Genomic DNA, 19928 nt, shown 5'->3' with positions numbered 1-19928 from the left:
TGGTAGTTTGGCGAGAGATTCCCGTACGCGCTGCGTGAGGAGATTCGGCCGTGGATGTCGAGAAGTCAGGCGACACACTCGTCGTCCGCGCCCGGGACGGCGACGTGCGCGGCTATCCCGAAGGCGACGTCTACGCGTGGAAGGGCATCCCGTTCGCCGCCGCCACCGTCGGCGATCTGCGGTTCCGGGCGCCGGCCCCGCCCGCACCGTGGGACGGCGTGCGCGACTGCGTCGACTTCGGCCCGATGGCCCCGCAGGGCCACGGCACCGCCGTCCCGATCGACGCCGGACTCGAGATGGACGAGGACTGCCTGTCGGTCAACGTGTGGGCACCCAGGCCCGACGGCATCCCGCGGCCGGTGATGGTGTGGATCCACGGCGGCGCCTACTGCCTGGGAACCGCGGCCCAGGGCATCTACAACGGGCGGATCCTGTCCACTCTCGGCGACGTCGTGCTGGTCTCGTTCAACTACCGGGTCGGGGCGCTCGGCTTCCTCGACCTGTCGTCGTTCTCGACGGCGGAGCGGGTGTTCGAGACCAACTGCGGGCTGCGCGACCAGGTCGCCGCCCTCGAATGGGTGCGCGAGAACATCGCGTCGTTCGGCGGTGACCCGGACGAGGTGACGGTGTTCGGGGAGTCGTCGGGAGCCGGGTCGATCACCACCCTGATGACGTGCCCGAGTGCGGACGGGTTGTTCCACCGCGCGATCGCCCAGAGCCCACCCGCCACGTCGGTGTACGGCAGCGAGCGGGCGGCCACGGTCGCGAAGCAGTTCCTCGACATCCTCGACGTGGAACCCGCCCGGATCGACACGTTGCTGCGCCTCCCGTACCGCACGGTCATCGAGGCCAGCGACACCCTCGTCAACGAGGTGCCGACGAAGATCCCGGGCACACTCGCCATGGCGCCCGTGGTGGACCGCGACTTCCTGCCCCGCTACCCGGTGGCCGCGTTCCAGAAGGGCTACTCCCACCGGATCCCCCTCATCATCGGTTCCAACAAGGACGAGTCGTCGATCTTCAAGTTCATGAAATCGCCTCTGCTGCCGGTCACTTCGGATTCGGTGCAGGAGATGCTGCGGGCGATCGCGACCGATCACCCGGAACTGCCCGCGGCCCGCCTCGCCGACATCCTGTCTGTGTACCCGGACCGCGGCAAACCGAAGGGCGCACTCGCGATGTCCCGCGACGCCGCGTTCCGGATGCCCGCCCTGTGGGTGGCCGACGCCCACAGCAGGCACTCGCCGACGTGGATGTACCGGTTCGACCAGGCCACCCCGATGCTCAAGGCCGCGCGCATCGGAGCCGGGCACGCCACCGAACTCCCGTACGTCTTCGGCAATTTCGACACCCTCAACATCGACCCGACGTTCTGGCTCGGCGGCCGGAAGACGGCACTCGAGGTGTCGGGCCGCATCCAGCGCCGGTGGCTCGCGTTCGCGCGGCACGGTGTCCCCGCCGCCCTGGACGCGTCCAAGCACTGGGCCCCCTACGACGAGGAGGACCGCGCCACGTTGCTGATCGACGGCGCGGACACGCTGGTGAAGGACCCGGACCACGAGATGCGGGTCGCCTGGGGCAACGACGTCATGGGGTTCAACTGACCGGCACCTTATCGTCCAGTTCCTTCAGCACGGGCAGCGCGAAGCACGCCAGCCCGATGATCAGGACCGGGATCGCGAGCACGAAGAACGTCGGCTGGATACCCCACTTGTCGAGGATCGGACCGGCCAGCAGGTAGCCCAGCGGACCCGCCGCATACGCCGTGGACGTCATGACCCCGGTGACCCGGCCGCGCATGTGCTCCGGACTGCGAGTCTGCATGGCGTAGTTGGCGATCGGGCCGACCGGACCGAACACCAGACCCTGCAGGAGAGCCAGCGCCAGAATCGCCCACAGCGGCGGCAGGAACGCCATCGCGACCATCGCTGCGCCCAGCACCGTCACCGCCACCACCATCAGCATCCGGCGCGACACGAACGGCGCGAGCGGTCCGTAGGCGAGGGCGCCCACCACGCCGCCGATGCTGAGCGCCATCAGGACCGAACCGAGTTGCGCAGGTTTGTCGAGTTCGGTGAAGTACACCGGGAACACCACTGACTCGACCGGCATGTACAGCGCGACCACCGCCATGTCCACGAGCGCGATCGTGCGCAGGAGCCGGTTGTGCCACACGAACTTCAATCCCTCGAGCGTGCCGTGCCAAATGGACGTCGGGCGCGTGGCGGTGTCCGGTCTGCCGGCGTGCTCGAGACGCAGGAACGCGATCGTCGCAACGGACAGCACGAACCCGGCGGCGGCGACCCACAACGTGTTCACCGCACCCACGGTGGCGATGAGGACGCCGCCGATGCCCGGGCCGACGAGATACGCCACGTTGTAGTTGGCCTCGTAGAGACTGTTCATCCGGTCGAGTGACCACCCCGCGGACTTCGTGGCGGCGGGCAGCATCGACTCCCTGGCCGCGATGCCGGCCGGATCGAACGCGGCGCCGATCGCGGCGAGGACGGCGATCACCGTGACGGTGAGGCCCGTCGTGGTCGCGATCACCGGGATGGCCGCCACGGACAGGGCCGACAGGCAGTCGGAGATCAGCGACGTGCGGCGTCGTCCGAACAGGTCGACGAACGTGCCCGCGAACAGGCTCGACAGCAACAGCGGGAGGGTGGCCGCGCCCGCGACGATCGCGGCGTCCGATGCGCGACCGGTCTGCTCGAGCACGAGCCACGGCAGCACGACGATCACGATGCCGTTGCCCGTGGAGGAGAACAGGGTCGCGACGTTCAGGAGGATCAGGGGCCCGAACCGGCGAGTCACAGCCGTCTCGGTGGCGGTCACGGCAAGGTCCTCTGGTCGGCTCGGTCGGTGGTCCTTCGACGCTAACAGCGAGGTCGTGGCCACCGCGAGCGAATTTTCGGCCGCTACTGGTTGCGTTGCAGAGTCAACTCGGCGAGCGTGCGCGCACCGTCGCACGGGTCGCCCGTCCCGGACCGTTGCTGCACCCACCACGTGATGACACCGGAGTAGGCGGCGGTGATCCCACACGTCGCCGAATCACCCGGCCGCCGGGCGCTGAACGCCGACGTGCCCGCGATCGTCGTGGTCTCCACCTGATAGCCCAGCTGGTCCGCCACCGCCCGCTCCCGCTGCAACGAGTTGTTCTCGAACCAGCCGAACGTGACGTCGATCGATCCGGCGGCGGACGACACCGTCCACATGCACACTGCACCGTAGAAGTACTGGTCGATGCCTGCGCCGTGCAGTGTCTCCACGATCTTGTCGTTGGGGACGGCGTCGCATTCGCGCAGGAGCTTGTCGAACTGCGGCGAGCCGTCGTCGGAGGAGGCGGCACCCTCGGGCAGGGGAGTGCCCGTGACGGACGTGCCGCAGCCGGCCAGCACCATCGCCGACGCGACCGCCGCGGCGAGTCGCCGGCGGCCGGTCATTTGGCCTTCTCCAGCGTCAGCCGGCCGAGCGCGGTCGGTGCCTCGCACGGATCGGAGGGTGCACTGCCCGTTCCGTAGCGGACCAGCCAGTGCACGAAGTCGGAACCGGTGCCGAGCGCGACCTCGCAGAACCCGACGTTCTGCGACGAAAACCCGCGATGCCCGGCGATCTCGAGGTCGTGGACCTCGTGACCGATGCCCTTGGCCACCGACCGCTCCCGGTCGATGGGGCTGCCGCGGTACCAGGTGAACATCACGTACCGTTCGCCGCCGTCCGCTTCCCACCGGCACTTGATGCCGTTCCGCGACACCGGGGTGAGCCCCGCGATCCGCGCCCGCTCGTACACTTCGGCGTCGGTCAGCGAGCCGCATTCACCCACGAACGGGCCGGGCTGCACGGCCACCGAGGTGGTCGGCGCGGATGCCGGATCGGTGTCCGAACCGCCGCCGGAACCGCAACCGGCCAGCACGACCGTCGCCGCGAGAAGACACGTCGCGCGGACGGCCGGGCGGAGCGGATCAGACGAGCTCCGCATAGCTCGGATTCTCGGCGATGTACTTCTCCACGTAGGAGCACGACGGGATCACGGCGAGCCCACTGGACTTCGTGTCGTCGAGGGCGGCCTTCACCACCACCGCCGCCAGACCCTGCCCGCGGAACTGCGGGTACGTCACGGTGTGGTGGAAGTCGCGGGCGCCGTTCCGCTCGAAGTAGTCGGCGTATCCGGCCAGCTGGCCGTCGAGGTAGATCTCGAACCGGGATTCCGACACGTCGTGTTCCACCGTGGCCGCCACAGATCGCTCCTCTGCTCGTGTGGCGTGCGCGCTGTCCCGCGCACGCTGTCACTCGCAGATTACGTCAGTCCGCGAGGTTGGTGCGCAGCAGCATGACGTTGTAGTCCGACCAGGTGGTGGCCAGGAAATACAGGTCGGATCCCTTCGACCACGGGTGCATGTACGCGCCGTACAGCTCGGGCACGTCCCGGCTGCTCACGAGCACTTCGGGTTCGCTCCAGCCGGATTCGAGGTGGTCGGAACGGCGCATCACCACCGAGTTGCCGGCATCGGTGTACATCGCCACGAACTGACCGAGGTATTCGTTGAACTGCACGGACAACTCGCTGACCGGTCCGGGGATCACCGGTGTGGCGACGGTGGCGTTGGCCTTCACCCACGCCTTGCCGTCCCAGTACTCGTACAGCGTGAGGTTCCGGATGTCCGCCTCCTTCACCCGCGACAACCGGGCGTCGCCGGAACGCCCCGAGGGGGTGCCGAATGCGTAGACGAATCCGTCGTGCTTGACGTACGAGCCCATCTGGAAGTTCTCGGCGCCCGTGCCCGGCACGTTGGGCCGCAGCGTCAGGGGATCGGTGACCCAGTTCTCGCCGTTGTCCACGGAGTACGCGATGCCGGACGCGTTGGTGTCCCACTCGCCCGGGGCGCCCCAGCTGCGCACCGACATGTAATTGATGTACTGCGTCGCGGCCGGGCCCTCGCCGACCGAGATGCCGGTGGTGGGGATGACGGTCTGCTCCACGCCCGGGATCTTCTGGCTCTGGATGATCTCCTTGGAATGGTTCGGCAGATCGACCGGGGAATTGTCGATGCCCATCCCGTCGGTGAGGTCCTTGTCGGAGCTGCGCAGCAGGATGTTGCTGCGCCAGTCGCCGACCAGACCGCACAGCGGGTTGTCGCTCAGCCCGACGGTGTCACCGAACGCCGTGAGGATCTCGCCTCCGCCGTTGTCCCACATGATGCCGAGGTCGGTGCCGAGTACCCGGAACCTGCCGATCGTGTCGTTGGGGCTGCGAGGCCCGGTGATGTGCGCGATTGCCTGAGTTTTGCCACGCAGCTCGGGAAGGCGGCCGTCACTGCCGTTGAGCCAGGGGATGGGATTGATGCCCTGGCCCGAGCCGCTCGATCCGAGGCTGCCGGTTCCGCCGAGGCACGGCGCCGCCGTCGCAACAGGGGGCGCCATCGTGAAAAACGTGCAGGTGGAAGCGAGTAAGGCGGGCATCGCCAGGGAGGCGACACGGCGGAGTCTGGTCACGAGCGCACCTCTCTGCGACGAGTCGAGTTCGGTCCGGTCACGCTAGCAATACCTCACCTGTCACACCAGTCCCTTGGGTAACCATTGGATATCGCACCCGCCCTGGGTAGCTACAGGATCGCTCCGGGGTTGAGTATCCCCATCGGGTCGAGTGCCGTCTTGATCCGCTGCGTCAATTCCATGACGTCCGGGCCCAACTGGTCGGGCAGCCAGGCCTTCTTCAAGCGGCCGACACCGTGCTCGCCGGTGATCGTGCCGCCGAGAGCGATTGCGAGGTCCATGATCTCGCCGAAAGCGAGGTGGGCGCGCTCGGCCATCGCGGCATCCTCGGGGTCGAACACGATGAGCGGGTGCGTGTTTCCGTCGCCGGCATGGGCGATCACCGCGACCATCACGTCACGTTCGCGGGAGATGGCCGCGATTCCCTCCACCAGCGCAGGCAGTTTCGGCAGCGGGACCCCGACGTCCTCGAGGAGCAGGGTGCCCAGTCTCTCGACCGCGGGGATCGCGAATCGTCTTGCCGCGGCGAACGCTTCGCCCTCGTCGGGGTCGTCGGTGGTGAAGACTTCGGTCGCGCCGTTTGCCGTGCAGGCGTCGGACATGACGGAAATCTCTTCGGCCGCAATCGAACCGGGGGCGTCCGACCGGGCGATGAGCATCGCCTCCGCCGTCCGGTCCAGGCCCATCTTCAATGCGTCCTCGACGGCGCCGATCGAGGCGCGGTCCATGAACTCGAGCATCGACGGTCGCAGCGTGCGGGTGATGGCCAGCACGGTGTCGGCGGCCGCCTGCACGGAGGCGAACGACGCGACGAGGGTGCTCGCAGGTGGCTGGGCCGGGATCAGCCGCAGCGTCGCCTCCGTGACGATGCCGAGTGTTCCCTCGCTCCCGACGAACAGCTTGGTCAGCGACAGGCCGGCCACGTCCTTCAGCCGCGGGCCGCCGAGGCGCACGTCCGTCCCGTCCGCGAGAACCACCCGCAGCGCGAGGACGTAGTCGGTGGTGACGCCGTACTTGACGCAGCACAGCCCGCCCGCGTTGGTCGCGACGTTGCCGCCGATCGAGCACATCTCGAACGACGACGGATCGGGCGGGTACCAGAGGCCGTGTTCGGCGGCCGCGGCCTTGACCTCGGCGTTGAGCAGCCCCGGTTCGACGACGGCGATCCGCGTCACCGGGTCCACCTCGATCCGGCGCATGCGCTCGGTGCTGACCACCACGCTGCCCGCCACGGCGGTGGCGCCGCCACTGAGCCCGGAGCCGGCGCCGCGCGGGATCACGGGGACGCGGTGCTCGGTCGCCCAGCGCATCACCACCTGGACTTCCTCGGTGGTCGCGGGGCGGGCGACGGCGAGGGGGAGGACGGCGTCGGGATCGCGCGCCCAGTCCTGGCGGTAGGACGCCAGGACGTCCGGATCGGTGACGAGGCAGCCCCGGGGGAGCGCGCTCGTGAGCGCCGCGAGTGCGTCGTCGGTGACCGTCATCGTGACTCCTGGAATGCGGGTGTCGGGGACCTCGACGGTAGCCCGGCGAACGGCGAGTGTCCGCGAATTGGTCATTCGTCCAACTGAACCGATTCCGACCGTGTTTCCCGGATATCGCTCCAACCTGGACGTTCGGTGCAGAAGCGACCCCCCAATAGCCCATCTGTTAGTTACTTACGCGTAGGAGTCTCACGATGTGGGATCAGGGGGGTGAATTTTTTCGGGGGGTCCACCGATGGGGTATGCAACCGTGCCCGGAGGGGAAAATGCTGGTAGAGGCGTCCCGCGAACCGGGCGGACCCGGACAAATCGGGTGTAACACAGGTCACATTCGCCACTCTGTTACCGGATCGTATCGACCAGGCAATGCAAAAACCCACTTCTACGGGTTAGCGTCTTGCATCGTCAAACACCGGCGAGGCGTTACACCCAAACGGAGATTCTCACGAAATGTGAGCCAGAACACCGTTGGGGCCGGGTTTTGCCGCACCGACCCTGGAAGGACCCGCACCGATGAATGCACTCCACCGAGATCCCAGCAGCTACATCTCCGCGATGTTCTCGTACGAGTTCCTCGATGGTGGTATCGACTACGACTCCATCGAGCAGATCCACCGTGGCGAGTTCGACGAATGGATCTTCGCACTCGCCGGTTCGGGATTGTTCACCAACGAGGAAGTTCGGTCGATGGTCCAGGAATGGCGCCTGAACCCGAAGACCCTCCTGAACACGCTCCTCGCCGACGCGGACGAAGTCACCGCCAAGCGCTGCGAGGTCACCTGGGCCGCACTCGACCGCGTCGCCCCCTTCACGCCGTCCGTGCCGGTCGCCGTCTTCGGCTGAAGGCCTTCCCGCCGCAGGGCTCGCCGTCGTCAGACGAGTTCGGTTCGATCTCCGTTCACGACGATCGCCTGATCGTCCGTCAAGGTGCGGTACTCGATGCCGGCGAGCCTCAGGGCGTCGATCGTGCGCCGAACGGCGGCCACGTCCTCCAAGGGCACCGCGTTCTCGGCCCCTGGAAGCTCCGCAGGCGGGTGATGCGGCACGATCGCGAAGCCCACCATCCCCAGTCCGTCCCAGCGCGGCTCCACGCCACACGTCGCGACCACCTCCGCCGGGTCATCGGAGGAGTCGAGACCGTGCAGCGTCGGAGTCATCACGCACGCCCCCGCGCTGTAGCCGGCGTACACGAGCGAATCACTCGCCAACAGTTCCGGGATCACCCGATCCGCCCCACTCCGGGCCATCTGCGCGCGCAGCACGAACGTGTTCCCGCCGCGCACCCACACCATGCCGAACCCGTCGAGCCGCTGCCTCAGTGCGGCCGCACGCGGCTGCCCGTCGTCGCCGATGTAGTCGCGTAGATCCACCTCCTCCGCGGTGAAGCCCAGGCGCGTCAGCGGCATCACGTCACTCACGACCGCGGACGTCCGCGCCGTCCGCGGCCACGCATCCGCCGCAGCCGCGATCACCCCGACGCGCCCCGGACGGCCGACGAGCGACATCAGCGGCGCGGGATCCGCGCCGAACCGGTACGAGGACAGGAACAGGCGCACCGCGGTCAGATCGTGAACGCGAGGTTGTCGACGATCCGCTTGCCCGCGTCGGTGTCGCCGCGCAACGCGATCTCGTCGCGGTGGTCCGCGGCCGTCGTCCTGCCGCCTGCCAGCCGGGTGAACAGCCGGGAGTCGAGAGTCACCGTCGTGGTGGCCTCCGACGGCAGTTCGTCGACCACCGCGGCCCTGCCGTCGACGGCGATGTGGATGTTCCGCGCGAGCGGTCCCGTCAGCTCGAGCGTGATCCTCGACCCGTCCGGAGCCTTGCCGCGCTTGCCGACGAGGAATGCGACGGCGCCTGCGATCTCCGCGAACGCCGTCTCCCCGCGCAGGCCGCCCTCGTCGCCGGGCAGCCCGAGTGCGTCCCGTAGGTCGAGCTCGTGCATCCAGCAGTCGAACACGCGGATGCGCATGAACCGGAGATAGGGCGCCGGCCCGACCGGCGTGGTGGTCTCGGCCGCGAACATCTCGTCGGTCATCTCGCCCAGCTCCGACCGCCTGCGGGCGACGATCATCCGGAAACGCTCGAGCATTTCGGTGCCGGAGCACCCCCGCAGTCCCTCCACCCACTGTTCGTTGAACGCACCGATCTCGTTGCGCACGTGGGCGAGGCCGCGGACGTCGATGGTGGTGTGCGGCGCGGAGATTCCGGCGAGCAGCGACTCCGTGCCGATGAGATGCGCGGTCACGTCGTGCACCGTCCACCCGGGCAGGGCGGTGGGCGTGAACCACGCGTCGCCGGACAACGAGGACAGCACGTCGTCGAGTACGTCCCATTCCTCGAACAACGCGTCGAGGATCGATTCCTTCTGTAGGGCATTCACGGGTCGTACGCCTCCTTTTGCCTCAACTCTAGGACCTTCCGCCCGACAGGCCGAGCATTTTCGCCGCGGGTGGGCGAATGTGCCGGTGAGAGCGTCGAAGGCCTCCCCGTCCAGGGGTTCGGTGTGGTAGACCGAGGGTGAGAATCTCCATTAACAAAAGGAGTGCGGATGTTCCCTGGAAACTTCGTGGCGACCACCCCGGACAAGCCCGCCGTCATACGTCCCTCGACGGGGGAGCGGCTGACCTACCGGGAGTTGGACGAGCGGTCCACCCGCCTCGCACGGCACCTGCGCTCGCTCGGCCTGAAGGTCGGCGACCACCTGGCGCTCGTGTCGAGCAACGACCTCCGGGTCCTCGAGGTGTACTGGGCGGCGCTGCGATCCGGGCTGTACATCACCGTGGTGAACTGGCACCTCACCCCGGAGGAAGCCGGTTACGTCGTCGACGACTGCGGAGCCGAGGTGCTCATCGTGTCCGCCGACGCGGGCGGCGCTGTGCCCCGCGACCGGAGTCAGCTGCCCCGCGTCCGCCACCGGCTCGTGTACGGCGGTGCGCTGGACGGATTCGACAGCTACGAGGACGCCGTGGCGGCGCAGTCGGCCGAACCGCTCGATTCGCAGCCCCGCGGGCAGGACATGCTGTACTCGTCGGGCACCACCGGCAGGCCCAAGGGGATCAAACCCGCACTCCCCGAGGGGGAAGTGGACACGACGACGGACCCGTACACCGCGGTGTTCGCCCCGATGTACGGATTCGATTCCGGCACCGTCTATCTGTGCCCGGCACCGCTGTATCACGCCGCGCCGCTGCGCTTCTGCGGCACCATCACCTCCGTCGGCGGCACGATCGTGCTGATGGACCGTTTCGACGCCGAGGAATCACTGCGGCTCATCGAGGAGTACCGGGTGACCCACAGTCAGTGGGTTCCGACGATGTTCGTCCGGATGCTCAAGCTGCCGAAGGACGTTCGCGACAAGTTCGACGTGTCGAGTCTGAAGGTTGCGATCCACGCGGCGGCGCCGTGCCCGCCCGACGTGAAGCGGTCGATGATCGACTGGTGGGGTCCGGTCGTCCACGAGTACTACGCCTCCACGGAGGGCGCCGGTGCCACGTTCATCGACAGCGCACAGGCACTCGCCAAGCCCGGGTCGGTGGGCCACGACGGGGTCATGGGCACCGTCCACATCTGCGACGACACCGGCGCGGACGTCCCCGTCGGCGACATCGGAACCGTCTACTGGGAACGGGAGGAGCGACCGTTCGAGTATCATAACGACCCCGCGAAGACCGACTCCGCGACGCACCCCGACCACCCGACGTGGACGACGAGCGGCGACATCGGGTACATCGACTCCGACCGCTTCCTCTACCTCACGGACCGGGCCGCGTTCATGATCATCTCGGGCGGAGTGAACATCTACCCGCAGGAGTCGGAGAACGTTCTCACCATGCATCCCAAGGTATTCGACGTCGCGGTGATCGGCGTACCCGACGAGGAGATGGGCGAACAAGTCAAAGCCGTCGTGCAACTCGTCGCCGGGGTGGAACCGTCGGACGCCGTCGCCCGCGAGCTACTCGACTACGTGCGGGAGCGGGTCAGTCACTACAAGGCTCCCCGCAGCATCGACTTCTCCGACGACCTGCCGCGCACCCCCACCGGCAAACTCGTCAAGCACAAACTCCGCGCGCGGTACCTGAACGCCGGCTGAACCCCCGACCGTCACCTGTCCCGTGCCGCACCGCAGCGCGGGCAGGTGCTCGCGGTCCGGTCGGTGAGGAACAACCCGCAGTCGGGGCACACGCGGTCGAGCCAGCAGACCGGATCGCCGCCGACGTCGCCGTCCGGCTCGGTGATGGGCACGGCCTCGTCGCCGGGAAACGTCACAACCGATCCAGCATGTATTCGGCGAGGACCTCGGCATGACTGTGACTGACGTCCTTCGTCGCGGTGAGCAGAACGATCGGCCGCCCCTGCGCCAGTTCCTGCACCCGTGCGACCGCCTTCCGGCCGGTCGGTGAATCGAGCTCGTGGACGTACCGCTCGCGGAACTCGCTGAACGCGGCAACGTCGTGCGAGTACCAGTGACGCAACTCCGTCGACGGCGCCAGGTCCTTGGCCCAGTCGTCGAAATGGAACGCGTCCTTGCGCAGCCCCCGCGGCCACAGCCGGTCCACGAACAGTCGCAGTCCATCGCCCTCGGTCGGATGGTCGTAGACCCGCTCGACGATCACCGGCGGATCCGCGGTGACGTCCTCCGCGCTCCGTTCCTTCGGTTTGCTCATGGCCGAACCTCCGCTTCCTTGCGGCTGTCTACCGTCAGACTACGACGAATCGCCCTGTGATCGGGTTCACAATCGAGCAGAAAGATCTGTGAGAACGACTGTTCGGACTCGATTCAGACGCGTACGCACGGACTTCTCTGTTCCCTACGTCACGCGTTCTCTGGCTACTATCAGCTAACTCAGTCGAATCGGGGGAATTTTTTTCCCGCTCGTCATCGGTTGATCGCCGCTCGTCGCGGCACACACACCATCTACCGCAGGAAGTCGATACATGGATACATCGCAGAGCGCGTCCACCGCGCGCCCGACGATCGGTGTCGTTCGGGAGTCGAACGACGGTGAGCGTCGGGTGGCGTTGGTGCCGAAGATCGTGGCGTCGTTGATCGCCAAGGGCGTCGACGTGGTGGTCGAGTCGGGTGCCGGATTGGGCGCGCTGATCCCGGACGAGTTGTACACCGGGGCGGGGGCGAAGATCGCCGACCCGTGGTCGGCGGACGTGATCGTGAAGGTCGCGCCGCCGTCGGACGAGGAAGTGGGCCGGTTGCATGCCGGGCAGACCCTGATCGGGTTCCTCGCCCCCCGCAACCAGGACAATCAGGTCGCCGCGCTGAAGGCGGCCGGGGTGGCGGCGTTCGCCGTCGAGGCGATCCCGCGGATCTCCCGCGCCCAGGTGATGGACGCGCTGTCGTCGCAGGCGAACGTGTCCGGCTACAAGTCGGTGCTGTTGGCGGCGTCGGAGTCGACGCGGTTCTTCCCGATGCTCACCACCGCGGCGGGCACGGTCAAGCCGGCGACGGTGCTGGTCCTCGGGGTCGGTGTCGCCGGCCTGCAGGCCCTGGCGACGGCGAAGCGGCTCGGCGGCCGGGCCACCGGCTACGACGTGCGCCCGGAGGTCGCCGACCAGGTCCGCTCGGTCGGTGCCCAGTGGCTCGATCTGGGGATTGACGCCGCCGGTGAGGGCGGCTACGCCCGCGAGCTCACCGAGGCGGAGCGGGCGCAGCAGCAGCAGGCCCTCGAGGACGCGATCAAGGGCTTCGACGTGGTCATCACCACCGCCCTGGTCCCGGGCCGCCCGGCACCCCGGTTGGTGACCGCGGCCGCGGTGGAGGGCATGAAGCCCGGCTCCGTGGTGGTCGACCTGGCCGGCGAGACGGGCGGCAACTGCGAGCTCACCGAACCGGGTCAGACCGTCGTCAAGCACGGGGTGACGATCTGCTCGCCGCTGAACCTGCCCGCCAGCATGCCCGAGCACGCCTCGGAGCTGTACTCGAAGAACATCTCCGCGCTGCTCGAGCTGATGCTCGTCGACGGGGCGCTGGCCCCGGATTTCTCGGACGAGGTCCTGGCCGCGTCCTGCGTCACCCGTGAGGAGGGTGTGTCCTAGATGTATACCGAATTGTTGGCGAACATCGCGATCCTGGTGTTGTCCGGGTTCGTGGGGTTCGCGGTGATCTCCAAGGTCCCGAACACGTTGCACACCCCGCTGATGTCGGGCACGAACGCCATCCACGGCATCGTCGTCCTCGGCGCCCTGGTGGTGCTCGGCAAGGTCGAGGACCCGCCGTGGGGGCTGCAGGTGATCCTGTTCGTCGCGCTGGTCTTCGGAACGATCAACGTGGTCGGTGGTTTCGTGGTCACCGACCGGATGCTCGCGATGTTCAAGTCCAAGCCCACCGCGCCTGTTGCTGCTGAGAAGGGTGGGGACAAGTAATGGAGTACTTGGTCAACGTGTTGTACATCGTGGCGTTCGCGATGTTCATCTACGGTCTGATGGGTCTGACCGGCCCGAAGACCGCGGTCCGCGGTAACCAGATCGCCGCGGTCGGCATGGGTGTCGCCGTGGTGGCCACCCTGATCGCGATCCGGGACACCTCCAACTGGGTGCTGATCGTGTCCGGTCTGGTGATCGGTGTGGTGTTGGGTGTGCCGCCGGCGCTCAAGACGAAGATGACCGCGATGCCGCAGCTGGTGGCGTTGTTCAACGGTGTCGGTGGCGGCACCGTCGCGCTGATCGCGTATGCGGAGTTCCTGGACTCGGACGGGTTCACCGCCTTCGCGCACGGTGAGTCGCCGACGGTGCACATCGTCATCGCGTCGCTGTTCGCGGCGATCATCGGGTCGATCTCCTTCTGGGGTTCGGTGATCGCGTTCCTCAAGCTGCAGGAAACGCTGCCGGGCCGGCCGATCGGCATCGGCCGGTTGCAGCAGCCGCTCAATGCGGTGCTGCTGGTCGGGGCGGTCGCGTTGGCGGTGGCGATCGGGGTCAAGGCGATCGACCCGACCGGTCCGACGTCGCAGTGGTGGATCGTCGGGGTGCTGGTGCTGGCGGCGGTGTTGGGGTTGATGGTGGTGCTGCCGATCGGCGGCGCCGACATGCCCGTCGTGATCTCCCTGCTCAACGCGCTCACCGGTCTGTCCGCCGCGGCCGCCGGTCTCGCGCTCAATAATCAGGCGATGATCGTGGCCGGCATGATCGTCGGCGCGTCGGGTTCGATCCTGACGAACCTGATGGCGAAGGCGATGAACCGGTCCATCCCGGCGATCGTGGCCGGCGGGTTCGGTGGCGGCGGCGTCGCCGCGGCGGTCGGGGACGGCACCGCGAAGACGGCGAAGTCCACCTCGGCGGCGGACGCGGCGATCCAGATGGCATACGCCAACCAGGTCATCGTGGTTCCCGGCTACGGGTTGGCCGTCGCGCAGGCCCAGCACGCGGTCAAGGACATGGCCAAGATGCTCGAGTCGAAGGGGGTGGAGGTCAAGTACGCCATTCACCCGGTCGCGGGCCGGATGCCCGGGCACATGAACGTGCTGCTGGCGGAGGCGGACGTCGAGTACGACGCGATGAAGGAGATGGACGACATCAACGACGAGTTCTCGCGGACCGATGTCACCCTGGTGATCGGCGCGAACGATGTCACCAACCCGGCCGCCCGCAATGATCCGTCCAGCCCGATCCACGGGATGCCGATCCTGAATGTGGATCAGTCGAAGTCGGTGATCGTGCTGAAGCGGTCGATGAACTCCGGCTTCGCCGGCATCGACAACCCGCTGTTCTTCGCCGACACCACCTCGATGCTGTTCGGGGATGCGAAGAAGTCGGTCTCCGAGGTCACCGAGGAGCTCAAAGCCCTCTAGGCCCTCCGGGCCCGTGCGCCTTTTTGGTAGCTCCCGCTACCAGAAAGGCGCACGGGCGGCGAAGCCGCCTACAGCCGGAGACTGCCGCGGTGCCGCGAGAAGGCGATGGCCGCGGTGTCGGGCCGGCGCTCTTCGCGCTCGGCCGCGACGGGGGAGTACAGCATCAGGGTGGACGCCAGCGCCCACCAGATCGCGAAGATGATCAGACTGGCCGCGAGGCCGAAGATGCCGGTGGACTCGACGAGCGCAGCGGCCCCCGCGACACCGAGGACGACGGCGAAACCCAGGCCCGCGATGACGGGCCGGAACCGGGGCGCCGACACCAGCAGCGCCGAACCGTACAGGGCGGTGACGGCGACGACGTGCCCGCTCGGCAGCAGCACGGACGGCGCATCCGATTCCCAGGCCCGCACGGCGGCGCTGGTGAGATTCGCGCCGATACAGAGCAGCAGTACCGCGCCCATGCCGTACGAGAGTTTTCGCATCGCCGCGACGATGGCGAGAACGACGGCCGCTGCGAGGACCGTCGTGACGTCGATCGCCTGGATCACGGGTTCGGCGACGGGTCGGAGTGCCTCCGGGAGGACGAGACCCGACGATTCGGGGCGGATGAGGTACAGCGCGCACAGTGCCACCACACCCGCCGCGGCGAAGGCGAGGCGACGAACACTGTGACGAAGCCTGCTAGTCGATTCGGTCACGACACACAGTGTGCCAACCGACGCTGAGTGATCCATGAGCGGCCGCTGTGAGGTCGGTGAACGGTCGCCGTCGTGCGACGAGCGCGCGTCCGGATCTCGGGTGGGTGCCGCACCCGTCGGAGTAACGTCGTCGTCGACCGATCTCGAATCGTCTTTCCGCGTGACACGCACGAAGTGACCGATATGAGTGAACGGATCTCGCGCCGATCGTTCCTGCGGGCGGTGGCGCTGGGCGGTGGGCTGGGCGGTTGGCTGGGCGCGGTGTCGGCCGGTTCGGCGAGCGCGTTCCCTTTCGACATCGATCCGCTGCGACCGTTGATGTTCTCGTCGCCGCCGATCCAGCCGTATCGTGATCGGCTGCCGATCCTGCCGACGACGTCCGGGACGAGCGTCGACGTGCAGGCGAGCAGCACGCTGCATCAGTTCCACGCCGACCTGGCGCCCTCGCCGGCGTTGGCATACAGCGGCGCGGACTATCTCGGCGCGACGATCGAGGCGCACGTCGATCAGCCGACGATGATGGCGTTCCGGAACGCCGTCACCGTCCACCCGTTCGCGGTCGACTTCGACACGTCGCTGCACGGGCTGAGCGAACGGGACCGCACCCAGGTGCCCACAGCGACGCATCTGCACGGCGGGGTGAACCCGCCCCAGTTCGACGGGCACCCGGAGCAGGTGTTCCGGCCGGGCGAGGAGTACCTGCACCATCTTCCGAACCGGCAGGACGCGGCCGGACTCTGGTACCACGACCACGCCATGGGGGTGACGAGGCTCAACATCTACGCGGGCCTGGTCGGGCTGTACCTGCTGCGGGACGACTTCGACACCGGACACGCCGACAACCCGCTGGGTCTGCCTGCGGGGGAGTTCGAGGTGCCGCTCGTGCTGCAGGAGAAGATGTTCACCGCCGACGGCAGGCAGCGGATCCGTTCGACGCCCACCGTGCCGCAGGGGAGTTGGGAAGGGGGCGCGGTCGGCGACGTCGGGGTCGTGAACGGCAAGGTGTGGCCGGAACTCGACGTGGCCCGCGGCCTGTACCGATTGCGACTGGTCAACGCGGGTTCGCTGAGCGTGTGGAATCTGTATTTCGGCAACCGCATGCCGTTCTGGGTCATCGGCGGCGACAACGGGTTGCTCGACGCACCGGTCGCGGTGACGCGGGTGCGGTTGAGCCCCGCCGAGCGGGCCGACCTGCTCGTCGATTTCGGCGCGCTGGAACCGGGGTCGACGGTGGAACTCTGCAACGACGAGCCACCGCCGTTCCAGGCCGCGCTGATCGGCGAGCGCACGATGCCGAGGTTCTGCCGGTTCCGGGTGGGCACGGCCCGCGGATACTCCGGCGCGCCGCCTGCGACGTTGCGCGGGGGACCCGGGCAGCCGGAGTTGCTGCCGCCGATCCCGCGACCTCAGGTCTTCCGGGACGTCACCCTCAGCCAGCCGAGCGACGTGCGCCTGCCGCCGTCGATCATGTCCCTGAACAACCTCCGGTATTCGACCGAGGACATCGAGTTGCCGCGCCAGGGGACGGTGGAGCAGTGGAACATCGTCAACGCGACCAACGATCCGCATCCCGTGCATCTTCATCTCGCGAACTTCCGGGTGCTGGGGCGTCAAGTCATCGAGACGCTGCGTCTCGCGTTCGCCGCCCCGCAGCCGCCGCTCGGAATCCGGTGGACGCCATCCGCCGACGCGTTCACCATCTCGCCGCTCCTTCCCGCGGAACCGTGGGAGCGGGGATTCAAGGACACGGTGCTGGCGAACGCCAATTCCGTCACCAGGATCGTCGTTCGGTTCCCGACCGCGGAGTCGCTGGGCTTCGATCCTGATGCCGTGTTCGGGCACGGGGCACACGACGCCCACGGGCACGGCCCCGGTGGAGTTCCGCGATCACTGCAGGGTTACGTGTGGCACTGTCACATCCTCGATCACGAGGATCACGAGATGATGCTCAGGTACCGCACCGTCGCCTGAGGTTCAGGTGCGCCGGACCGCCCCCGCGAACGTGGCGGCCACCAGCACACAAACGAGTGGCACCACCATCGCGACGGTCAGGGGAACCACCTGGGTGATCCAGCCGATGGTGGCCGGTCCGGCGAGAAATCCGACATACCCCAGCCCGACCACGCGGGACATGTTGGTGCCGGCGGAACCCGCGCCGAGGTTGCCCGCGGCGGTGAAGATCTGCGGGACGCAGCCCGACAGTCCCAGGCCGAACAGCGCCCAGCCGAGGATCGTGAGCGGGAGCAGCGCCGAGACGAGGACGAGCAGCATGCCGAGCGCGGCGATCAGGGTGCCGTAGCGGACGACGGCGACGGGGCCGAGCGCGGCGCTCACGCGGTCTGCCGTGAACCGGCCCACCGTCATCATCACCGAGAAGGCGCCGAACGAGAGGGCGGCGACGGAATCCGACGTTCCGAGGTGTTCCTTGACCTGCAGGGTGCTCCAGTCGTTCGCGACACCCTCCGACAACATGAGGACGAAGGCGATGCCGCCGAGCGCGAGCACCCGCGCGGACAGTCGACCGTGGGCCTTCTCGGCGGGTGCCGGGTCGTGCCGTGAGCGGGGACGGTCCGCCATCAGCCGGCGGGAGCCCACGGCGACGGTGACGACCCCGATGCCGCCGGCGACCAGCAGCGCCGTCAGGGGCGCCCATCCGGCGGCGAGCGTCGCCGCGCCGAGCAGGGACCCCGCCACCCCGCCGACGGAGAACAGGGCATGGAACGCCGACATGATCGGCCGTCGATATCGCTGCTCGACTTCGACGGCCTGGGAGTTCATCGAGACGTCCAGTGCGCCGTTGGCGAAGCCGAACACGAGCAGGGTGAGACCGAGTTGCCAGGCAGTGGACGCCAGCCCCGGACCCACGGTGGCGACCGACAGCGCGAGTCCGGCGACGACCACCATCCGCCTGCTGCCGAACCGGTCGGCCAGGGGGCCGCTGACCTGCATGCCGCCGATCGCGCCGACCGCCAGCAGGAGCAGCAGCGAACCCAGCGTGGAGTGGCTGATGCCGGTCCGGTTCTCGATCGCCGGGATGTGCACGACCCACATGCCCAGCAGGAACCCGTTGATCCCGAAGATCCCGAACGTTCCCGCCCTGGCCCGGCGGAGCGGCTCCGCCGGCACACGCTTGTCGACCGGGGATGCTCGGGAAATGCTCACCGACCAAACGTACCGAGGATCAGAGGTGCGCGAGCAGTGAGGCGGGATCGTGCAGCATGGCCGCGACGGACGACAGGAACCTCGACCCCTGCTCGCCGTCGACCACCCGGTGATCGAACGACACGCTCAACGTGGTGACCCACCGCACCGCGAGTTCGTCCTCGTGCACCCACGGTCTCTTGCCGACGCTGCCGAGGCACAGGATGGCCGCCTCGCCGGGGTTGAGGATGGGTGTGCCCGCGTCGACACCGAACACCCCGACGTTGGTGATCGACACCGTGCCGCCGGTCAACTGCGCGGGATCGGCCTTGCCGCTGCGTGCGGTCGCGGTCAGTTCGGTGATCGCGCGGCACAATTCGACCAGGCTCAGCGACTGCGCCTCCTTGATGTTGGGGACCACCAGACCGCGGGGTGTGGCCGCGGCGATACCGAGATTGACGTAGTGCTTGGTGACGATCTCCTGGTTCTCCTCGTCCCACGAGGCGTTGAGGCTCGGGTTCGCCCGCAACGCGACGATCATCGCCTTCGCGACCAGGCTCAGCGGTGTCACCGACAGCCCCTCGAATTCGGGGAGGGCCCGCAGACGCCCGAGCAGTTCCACCGAGCGCGTCACGTCGACGGTCACGAATTCGGTGACGTGCGGGGCCGTGAACGCGCTGCGGACCATCGCCGCCGCCGTCTGCTTGCGGACACCGCGGATCGGGGTGCGGGTCTCGCGCTGCAGCGACTCGGAAGGCTCCGGCGAGACTGCCGGCTCAGTCGATCCCGCGTGGGATTCCACGTCGTTCCTGGTGACGGCGCCGGACGGTCCCGTTCCCGTGACGACCGCGAGGTCGATCCCGCGTTCACGGGCCGCGAGCCGGGCGCCCGGCGACGCGTCGGGGCGCCTGCGGTCCGGGCGGGCAGACTCCGGGCGGGCAGTCTCCGGGCCGACGGATCGCCGCCGGGCACGCTTGCTCTCGGCGGCGGCTTCGGGCCCGTACCCCACCAGGACGGGTGTGCGCACGGGAGCCTCCTCGATGGCCGCATCCGTCGCGATCCGGATGATCGGTGTCCCCACCGGCACCGTCGCGCCCGGGGCGACCAGCAGTTCCTCCACGACACCCGGGTACGGCGAGGGCAACTCGACGAGCGCCTTCGCCGTCTCGACTTCGCCGATCACCTGATTGAGTTCGATCGTCTGGCCCACCTCGACGGCCCAGGAGACCAGTTCGGCCTCCGTCAGTCCCTCACCGAGATCGGGTAGGCGGAATTCCTGTGCCAACGGACAACTCCTCTCCTCCGGT

General features: G+C 68.1%; 20 protein-coding genes. 7 read left to right on the top strand and 13 right to left on the bottom strand.

Translation table 11 applies throughout. The features are described 5' to 3' along the window. The first annotated feature begins 50 nt into the window (after positions 1-50). Positions 51-1604 (top strand): carboxylesterase/lipase family protein, encoded by a 1554-nt coding sequence (locus tag JWS14_RS08200; RefSeq protein WP_206012838.1) that lies wholly within the window; start codon positions 51-53, stop codon positions 1602-1604. Here JWS14_RS08200 and JWS14_RS08195 read toward each other — a convergent pair. The 6 genes from JWS14_RS08195 to JWS14_RS08170 all read right to left on the bottom strand — a co-directional run bounded on the left by JWS14_RS08195 (position 1597) and on the right by JWS14_RS08170 (position 6980). Continuing rightward, positions 1597-2838 (bottom strand): MFS transporter, encoded by a 1242-nt coding sequence (locus tag JWS14_RS08195; RefSeq protein ID WP_206012837.1) that lies wholly within the window; start codon positions 2836-2838, stop codon positions 1597-1599. The two genes, JWS14_RS08200 and JWS14_RS08195, sit on opposite strands and share 8 nt — an antisense overlap. A gap of 83 nt (positions 2839-2921) precedes the next feature. Further along, positions 2922-3446, bottom strand: a complete 525-nt coding sequence (locus JWS14_RS08190; protein ID WP_206012836.1) for a DUF3558 domain-containing protein — start codon at positions 3444-3446, stop codon at positions 2922-2924. After that, positions 3443-3982, bottom strand: coding sequence for a DUF3558 domain-containing protein (locus JWS14_RS08185; RefSeq protein WP_072945934.1), 540 nt, complete (start codon positions 3980-3982; stop codon positions 3443-3445). Before JWS14_RS08185 ends, JWS14_RS08190 begins: the two co-directional genes overlap by 4 nt. Then, entirely contained in the window at positions 3966-4241 is a 276-nt protein-coding gene (locus JWS14_RS08180; RefSeq protein ID WP_072945936.1) for a GNAT family N-acetyltransferase, read from the bottom strand. Before JWS14_RS08180 ends, JWS14_RS08185 begins: the two co-directional genes overlap by 17 nt. Before the next feature lie 64 nt (positions 4242-4305). Then, positions 4306-5424, bottom strand: coding sequence for a DUF4185 domain-containing protein (locus JWS14_RS08175; protein ID WP_241031287.1), 1119 nt, complete (start codon positions 5422-5424; stop codon positions 4306-4308). Between the two features lie 182 nt (positions 5425-5606). After that, complete coding sequence (locus tag JWS14_RS08170) at positions 5607-6980, bottom strand: FAD-binding oxidoreductase (RefSeq protein ID WP_206015940.1); 1374 nt, start codon at positions 6978-6980, stop codon at positions 5607-5609. 513 nt (positions 6981-7493) lie between these two features. On the opposite strand from JWS14_RS08170, the gene JWS14_RS08165 reads away from it, so the two are divergent. Beyond that, positions 7494-7823, top strand: a complete 330-nt coding sequence (locus tag JWS14_RS08165) for a hypothetical protein (RefSeq protein ID WP_011594545.1) — start codon at positions 7494-7496, stop codon at positions 7821-7823. A 29-nt stretch (positions 7824-7852) separates the two neighbouring features. Here the strand turns inward: JWS14_RS08165 and JWS14_RS08160 are convergent, their stop codons facing one another. Then, positions 7853-8536 carry a Type 1 glutamine amidotransferase-like domain-containing protein gene (locus tag JWS14_RS08160; RefSeq protein ID WP_072945940.1) on the bottom strand — a complete coding sequence of 228 codons (684 nt, stop codon included), beginning with the start codon at positions 8534-8536 and terminating at the stop codon, positions 7853-7855. A 5-nt stretch (positions 8537-8541) separates the two neighbouring features. Beyond that, the gene (locus JWS14_RS08155; protein ID WP_095865763.1) at positions 8542-9360 is read right to left on the bottom strand and encodes a maleylpyruvate isomerase family mycothiol-dependent enzyme; all 819 of its coding nucleotides are present in this window, start codon (positions 9358-9360) and stop codon (positions 8542-8544) included. 168 nt (positions 9361-9528) lie between these two features. Between JWS14_RS08155 and JWS14_RS08150 the strand changes: the two genes are divergently transcribed. Beyond that, on the top strand, positions 9529-11070 hold the full coding sequence (locus tag JWS14_RS08150) for an AMP-binding protein (protein WP_206012834.1): 1542 nt from the start codon (positions 9529-9531) through the stop codon (positions 11068-11070). A gap of 11 nt (positions 11071-11081) precedes the next feature. On the opposite strand, the gene JWS14_RS08145 is transcribed toward JWS14_RS08150, so the two are convergent. Together JWS14_RS08145 and JWS14_RS08140 are read right to left on the bottom strand one after the other, a co-directional pair. Then, on the bottom strand, positions 11082-11246 hold the full coding sequence (locus JWS14_RS08145) for a hypothetical protein (RefSeq protein ID WP_167372210.1): 165 nt from the start codon (positions 11244-11246) through the stop codon (positions 11082-11084). Then, positions 11243-11644: a DUF488 domain-containing protein gene (locus tag JWS14_RS08140; RefSeq protein WP_072945947.1), complete on the bottom strand. Its 402-nt coding sequence runs from the start codon at positions 11642-11644 to the stop codon at positions 11243-11245. Before JWS14_RS08140 ends, JWS14_RS08145 begins: the two co-directional genes overlap by 4 nt. A 271-nt stretch (positions 11645-11915) precedes the next feature. On the opposite strand from JWS14_RS08140, the gene JWS14_RS08135 reads away from it, so the two are divergent. Genes JWS14_RS08135 through JWS14_RS08125 form a run of 3 tightly spaced genes read left to right on the top strand, consistent with a single transcriptional unit; the run spans position 11916 to position 14779 of the window. Next, positions 11916-13028 (top strand): Re/Si-specific NAD(P)(+) transhydrogenase subunit alpha, encoded by a 1113-nt coding sequence (locus tag JWS14_RS08135; RefSeq protein WP_095865761.1) that lies wholly within the window; start codon positions 11916-11918, stop codon positions 13026-13028. After that, positions 13029-13355, top strand: coding sequence for an NAD(P) transhydrogenase subunit alpha part 2 (locus tag JWS14_RS08130; protein ID WP_072945952.1), 327 nt, complete (start codon positions 13029-13031; stop codon positions 13353-13355). Beyond that, complete coding sequence (locus JWS14_RS08125; RefSeq protein ID WP_206012833.1) at positions 13355-14779, top strand: NAD(P)(+) transhydrogenase (Re/Si-specific) subunit beta; 1425 nt, start codon at positions 13355-13357, stop codon at positions 14777-14779. Before JWS14_RS08130 ends, JWS14_RS08125 begins: the two co-directional genes overlap by 1 nt. A gap of 68 nt (positions 14780-14847) precedes the next feature. Here JWS14_RS08125 and JWS14_RS08120 read toward each other — a convergent pair whose 3' ends face one another. Continuing rightward, a complete protein-coding gene (locus JWS14_RS08120; protein WP_095865759.1) occupies positions 14848-15480 on the bottom strand; it encodes a hypothetical protein in 633 nt (210 codons plus the stop codon). 183 nt (positions 15481-15663) lie between these two features. Between JWS14_RS08120 and JWS14_RS08115 the strand changes: the two genes are divergently transcribed. Continuing rightward, a complete protein-coding gene (locus JWS14_RS08115) occupies positions 15664-17451 on the top strand; it encodes a multicopper oxidase family protein (RefSeq protein ID WP_206012832.1) in 1788 nt (595 codons plus the stop codon). A 3-nt stretch (positions 17452-17454) separates the two neighbouring features. Here the strand turns inward: JWS14_RS08115 and JWS14_RS08110 are convergent, their stop codons facing one another. Then, positions 17455-18642, bottom strand: coding sequence for an MFS transporter (locus tag JWS14_RS08110; protein WP_206012831.1), 1188 nt, complete (start codon positions 18640-18642; stop codon positions 17455-17457). Positions 18643-18661: 19 nt separating this feature from the next. Further along, on the bottom strand, positions 18662-19906 hold the full coding sequence (locus JWS14_RS08105; RefSeq protein WP_206012830.1) for a dihydrolipoamide acetyltransferase family protein: 1245 nt from the start codon (positions 19904-19906) through the stop codon (positions 18662-18664). Between the last annotated feature and the right edge of the window lie 22 nt (positions 19907-19928).

The organism is Rhodococcus koreensis, assembly GCF_017068375.1.
Taxonomy (GTDB): Bacteria; Actinomycetota; Actinomycetes; order Mycobacteriales; family Mycobacteriaceae; genus Rhodococcus_F; species Rhodococcus_F koreensis.
This window is presented reverse-complemented; position numbering and strand designations above follow the sequence as displayed.

Bases quoted from the DNA above. Each gene is read 5' to 3' on its own strand.
- JWS14_RS08150 (WP_206012834.1), top strand. From the start codon at position 9,529: ATGTTCCCTGGAAACTTCGTGGCGACCACCCCGGACAAGCCCGCCGTC.
- JWS14_RS08190 (WP_206012836.1), bottom strand. From the start codon at position 3,446: ATGACCGGCCGCCGGCGACTCGCCGCGGCGGTCGCGTCGGCGATGGTG.
- JWS14_RS08140 (WP_072945947.1), bottom strand. From the start codon at position 11,644: ATGAGCAAACCGAAGGAACGGAGCGCGGAGGACGTCACCGCGGATCCG.
- JWS14_RS08135 (WP_095865761.1), top strand. From the start codon at position 11,916: ATGGATACATCGCAGAGCGCGTCCACCGCGCGCCCGACGATCGGTGTC.
- JWS14_RS08170 (WP_206015940.1), bottom strand. From the start codon at position 6,980: ATGACGGTCACCGACGACGCACTCGCGGCGCTCACGAGCGCGCTCCCC.
- JWS14_RS08165 (WP_011594545.1), top strand. From the start codon at position 7,494: ATGAATGCACTCCACCGAGATCCCAGCAGCTACATCTCCGCGATGTTC.
- JWS14_RS08175 (WP_241031287.1), bottom strand. From the start codon at position 5,424: ATGGCGCCCCCTGTTGCGACGGCGGCGCCGTGCCTCGGCGGAACCGGC.
- JWS14_RS08185 (WP_072945934.1), bottom strand. From the start codon at position 3,982: ATGCGGAGCTCGTCTGATCCGCTCCGCCCGGCCGTCCGCGCGACGTGT.
- JWS14_RS08125 (WP_206012833.1), top strand. From the start codon at position 13,355: ATGGAGTACTTGGTCAACGTGTTGTACATCGTGGCGTTCGCGATGTTC.
- JWS14_RS08130 (WP_072945952.1), top strand. From the start codon at position 13,029: ATGTATACCGAATTGTTGGCGAACATCGCGATCCTGGTGTTGTCCGGG.
- JWS14_RS08115 (WP_206012832.1), top strand. From the start codon at position 15,664: ATGAGTGAACGGATCTCGCGCCGATCGTTCCTGCGGGCGGTGGCGCTG.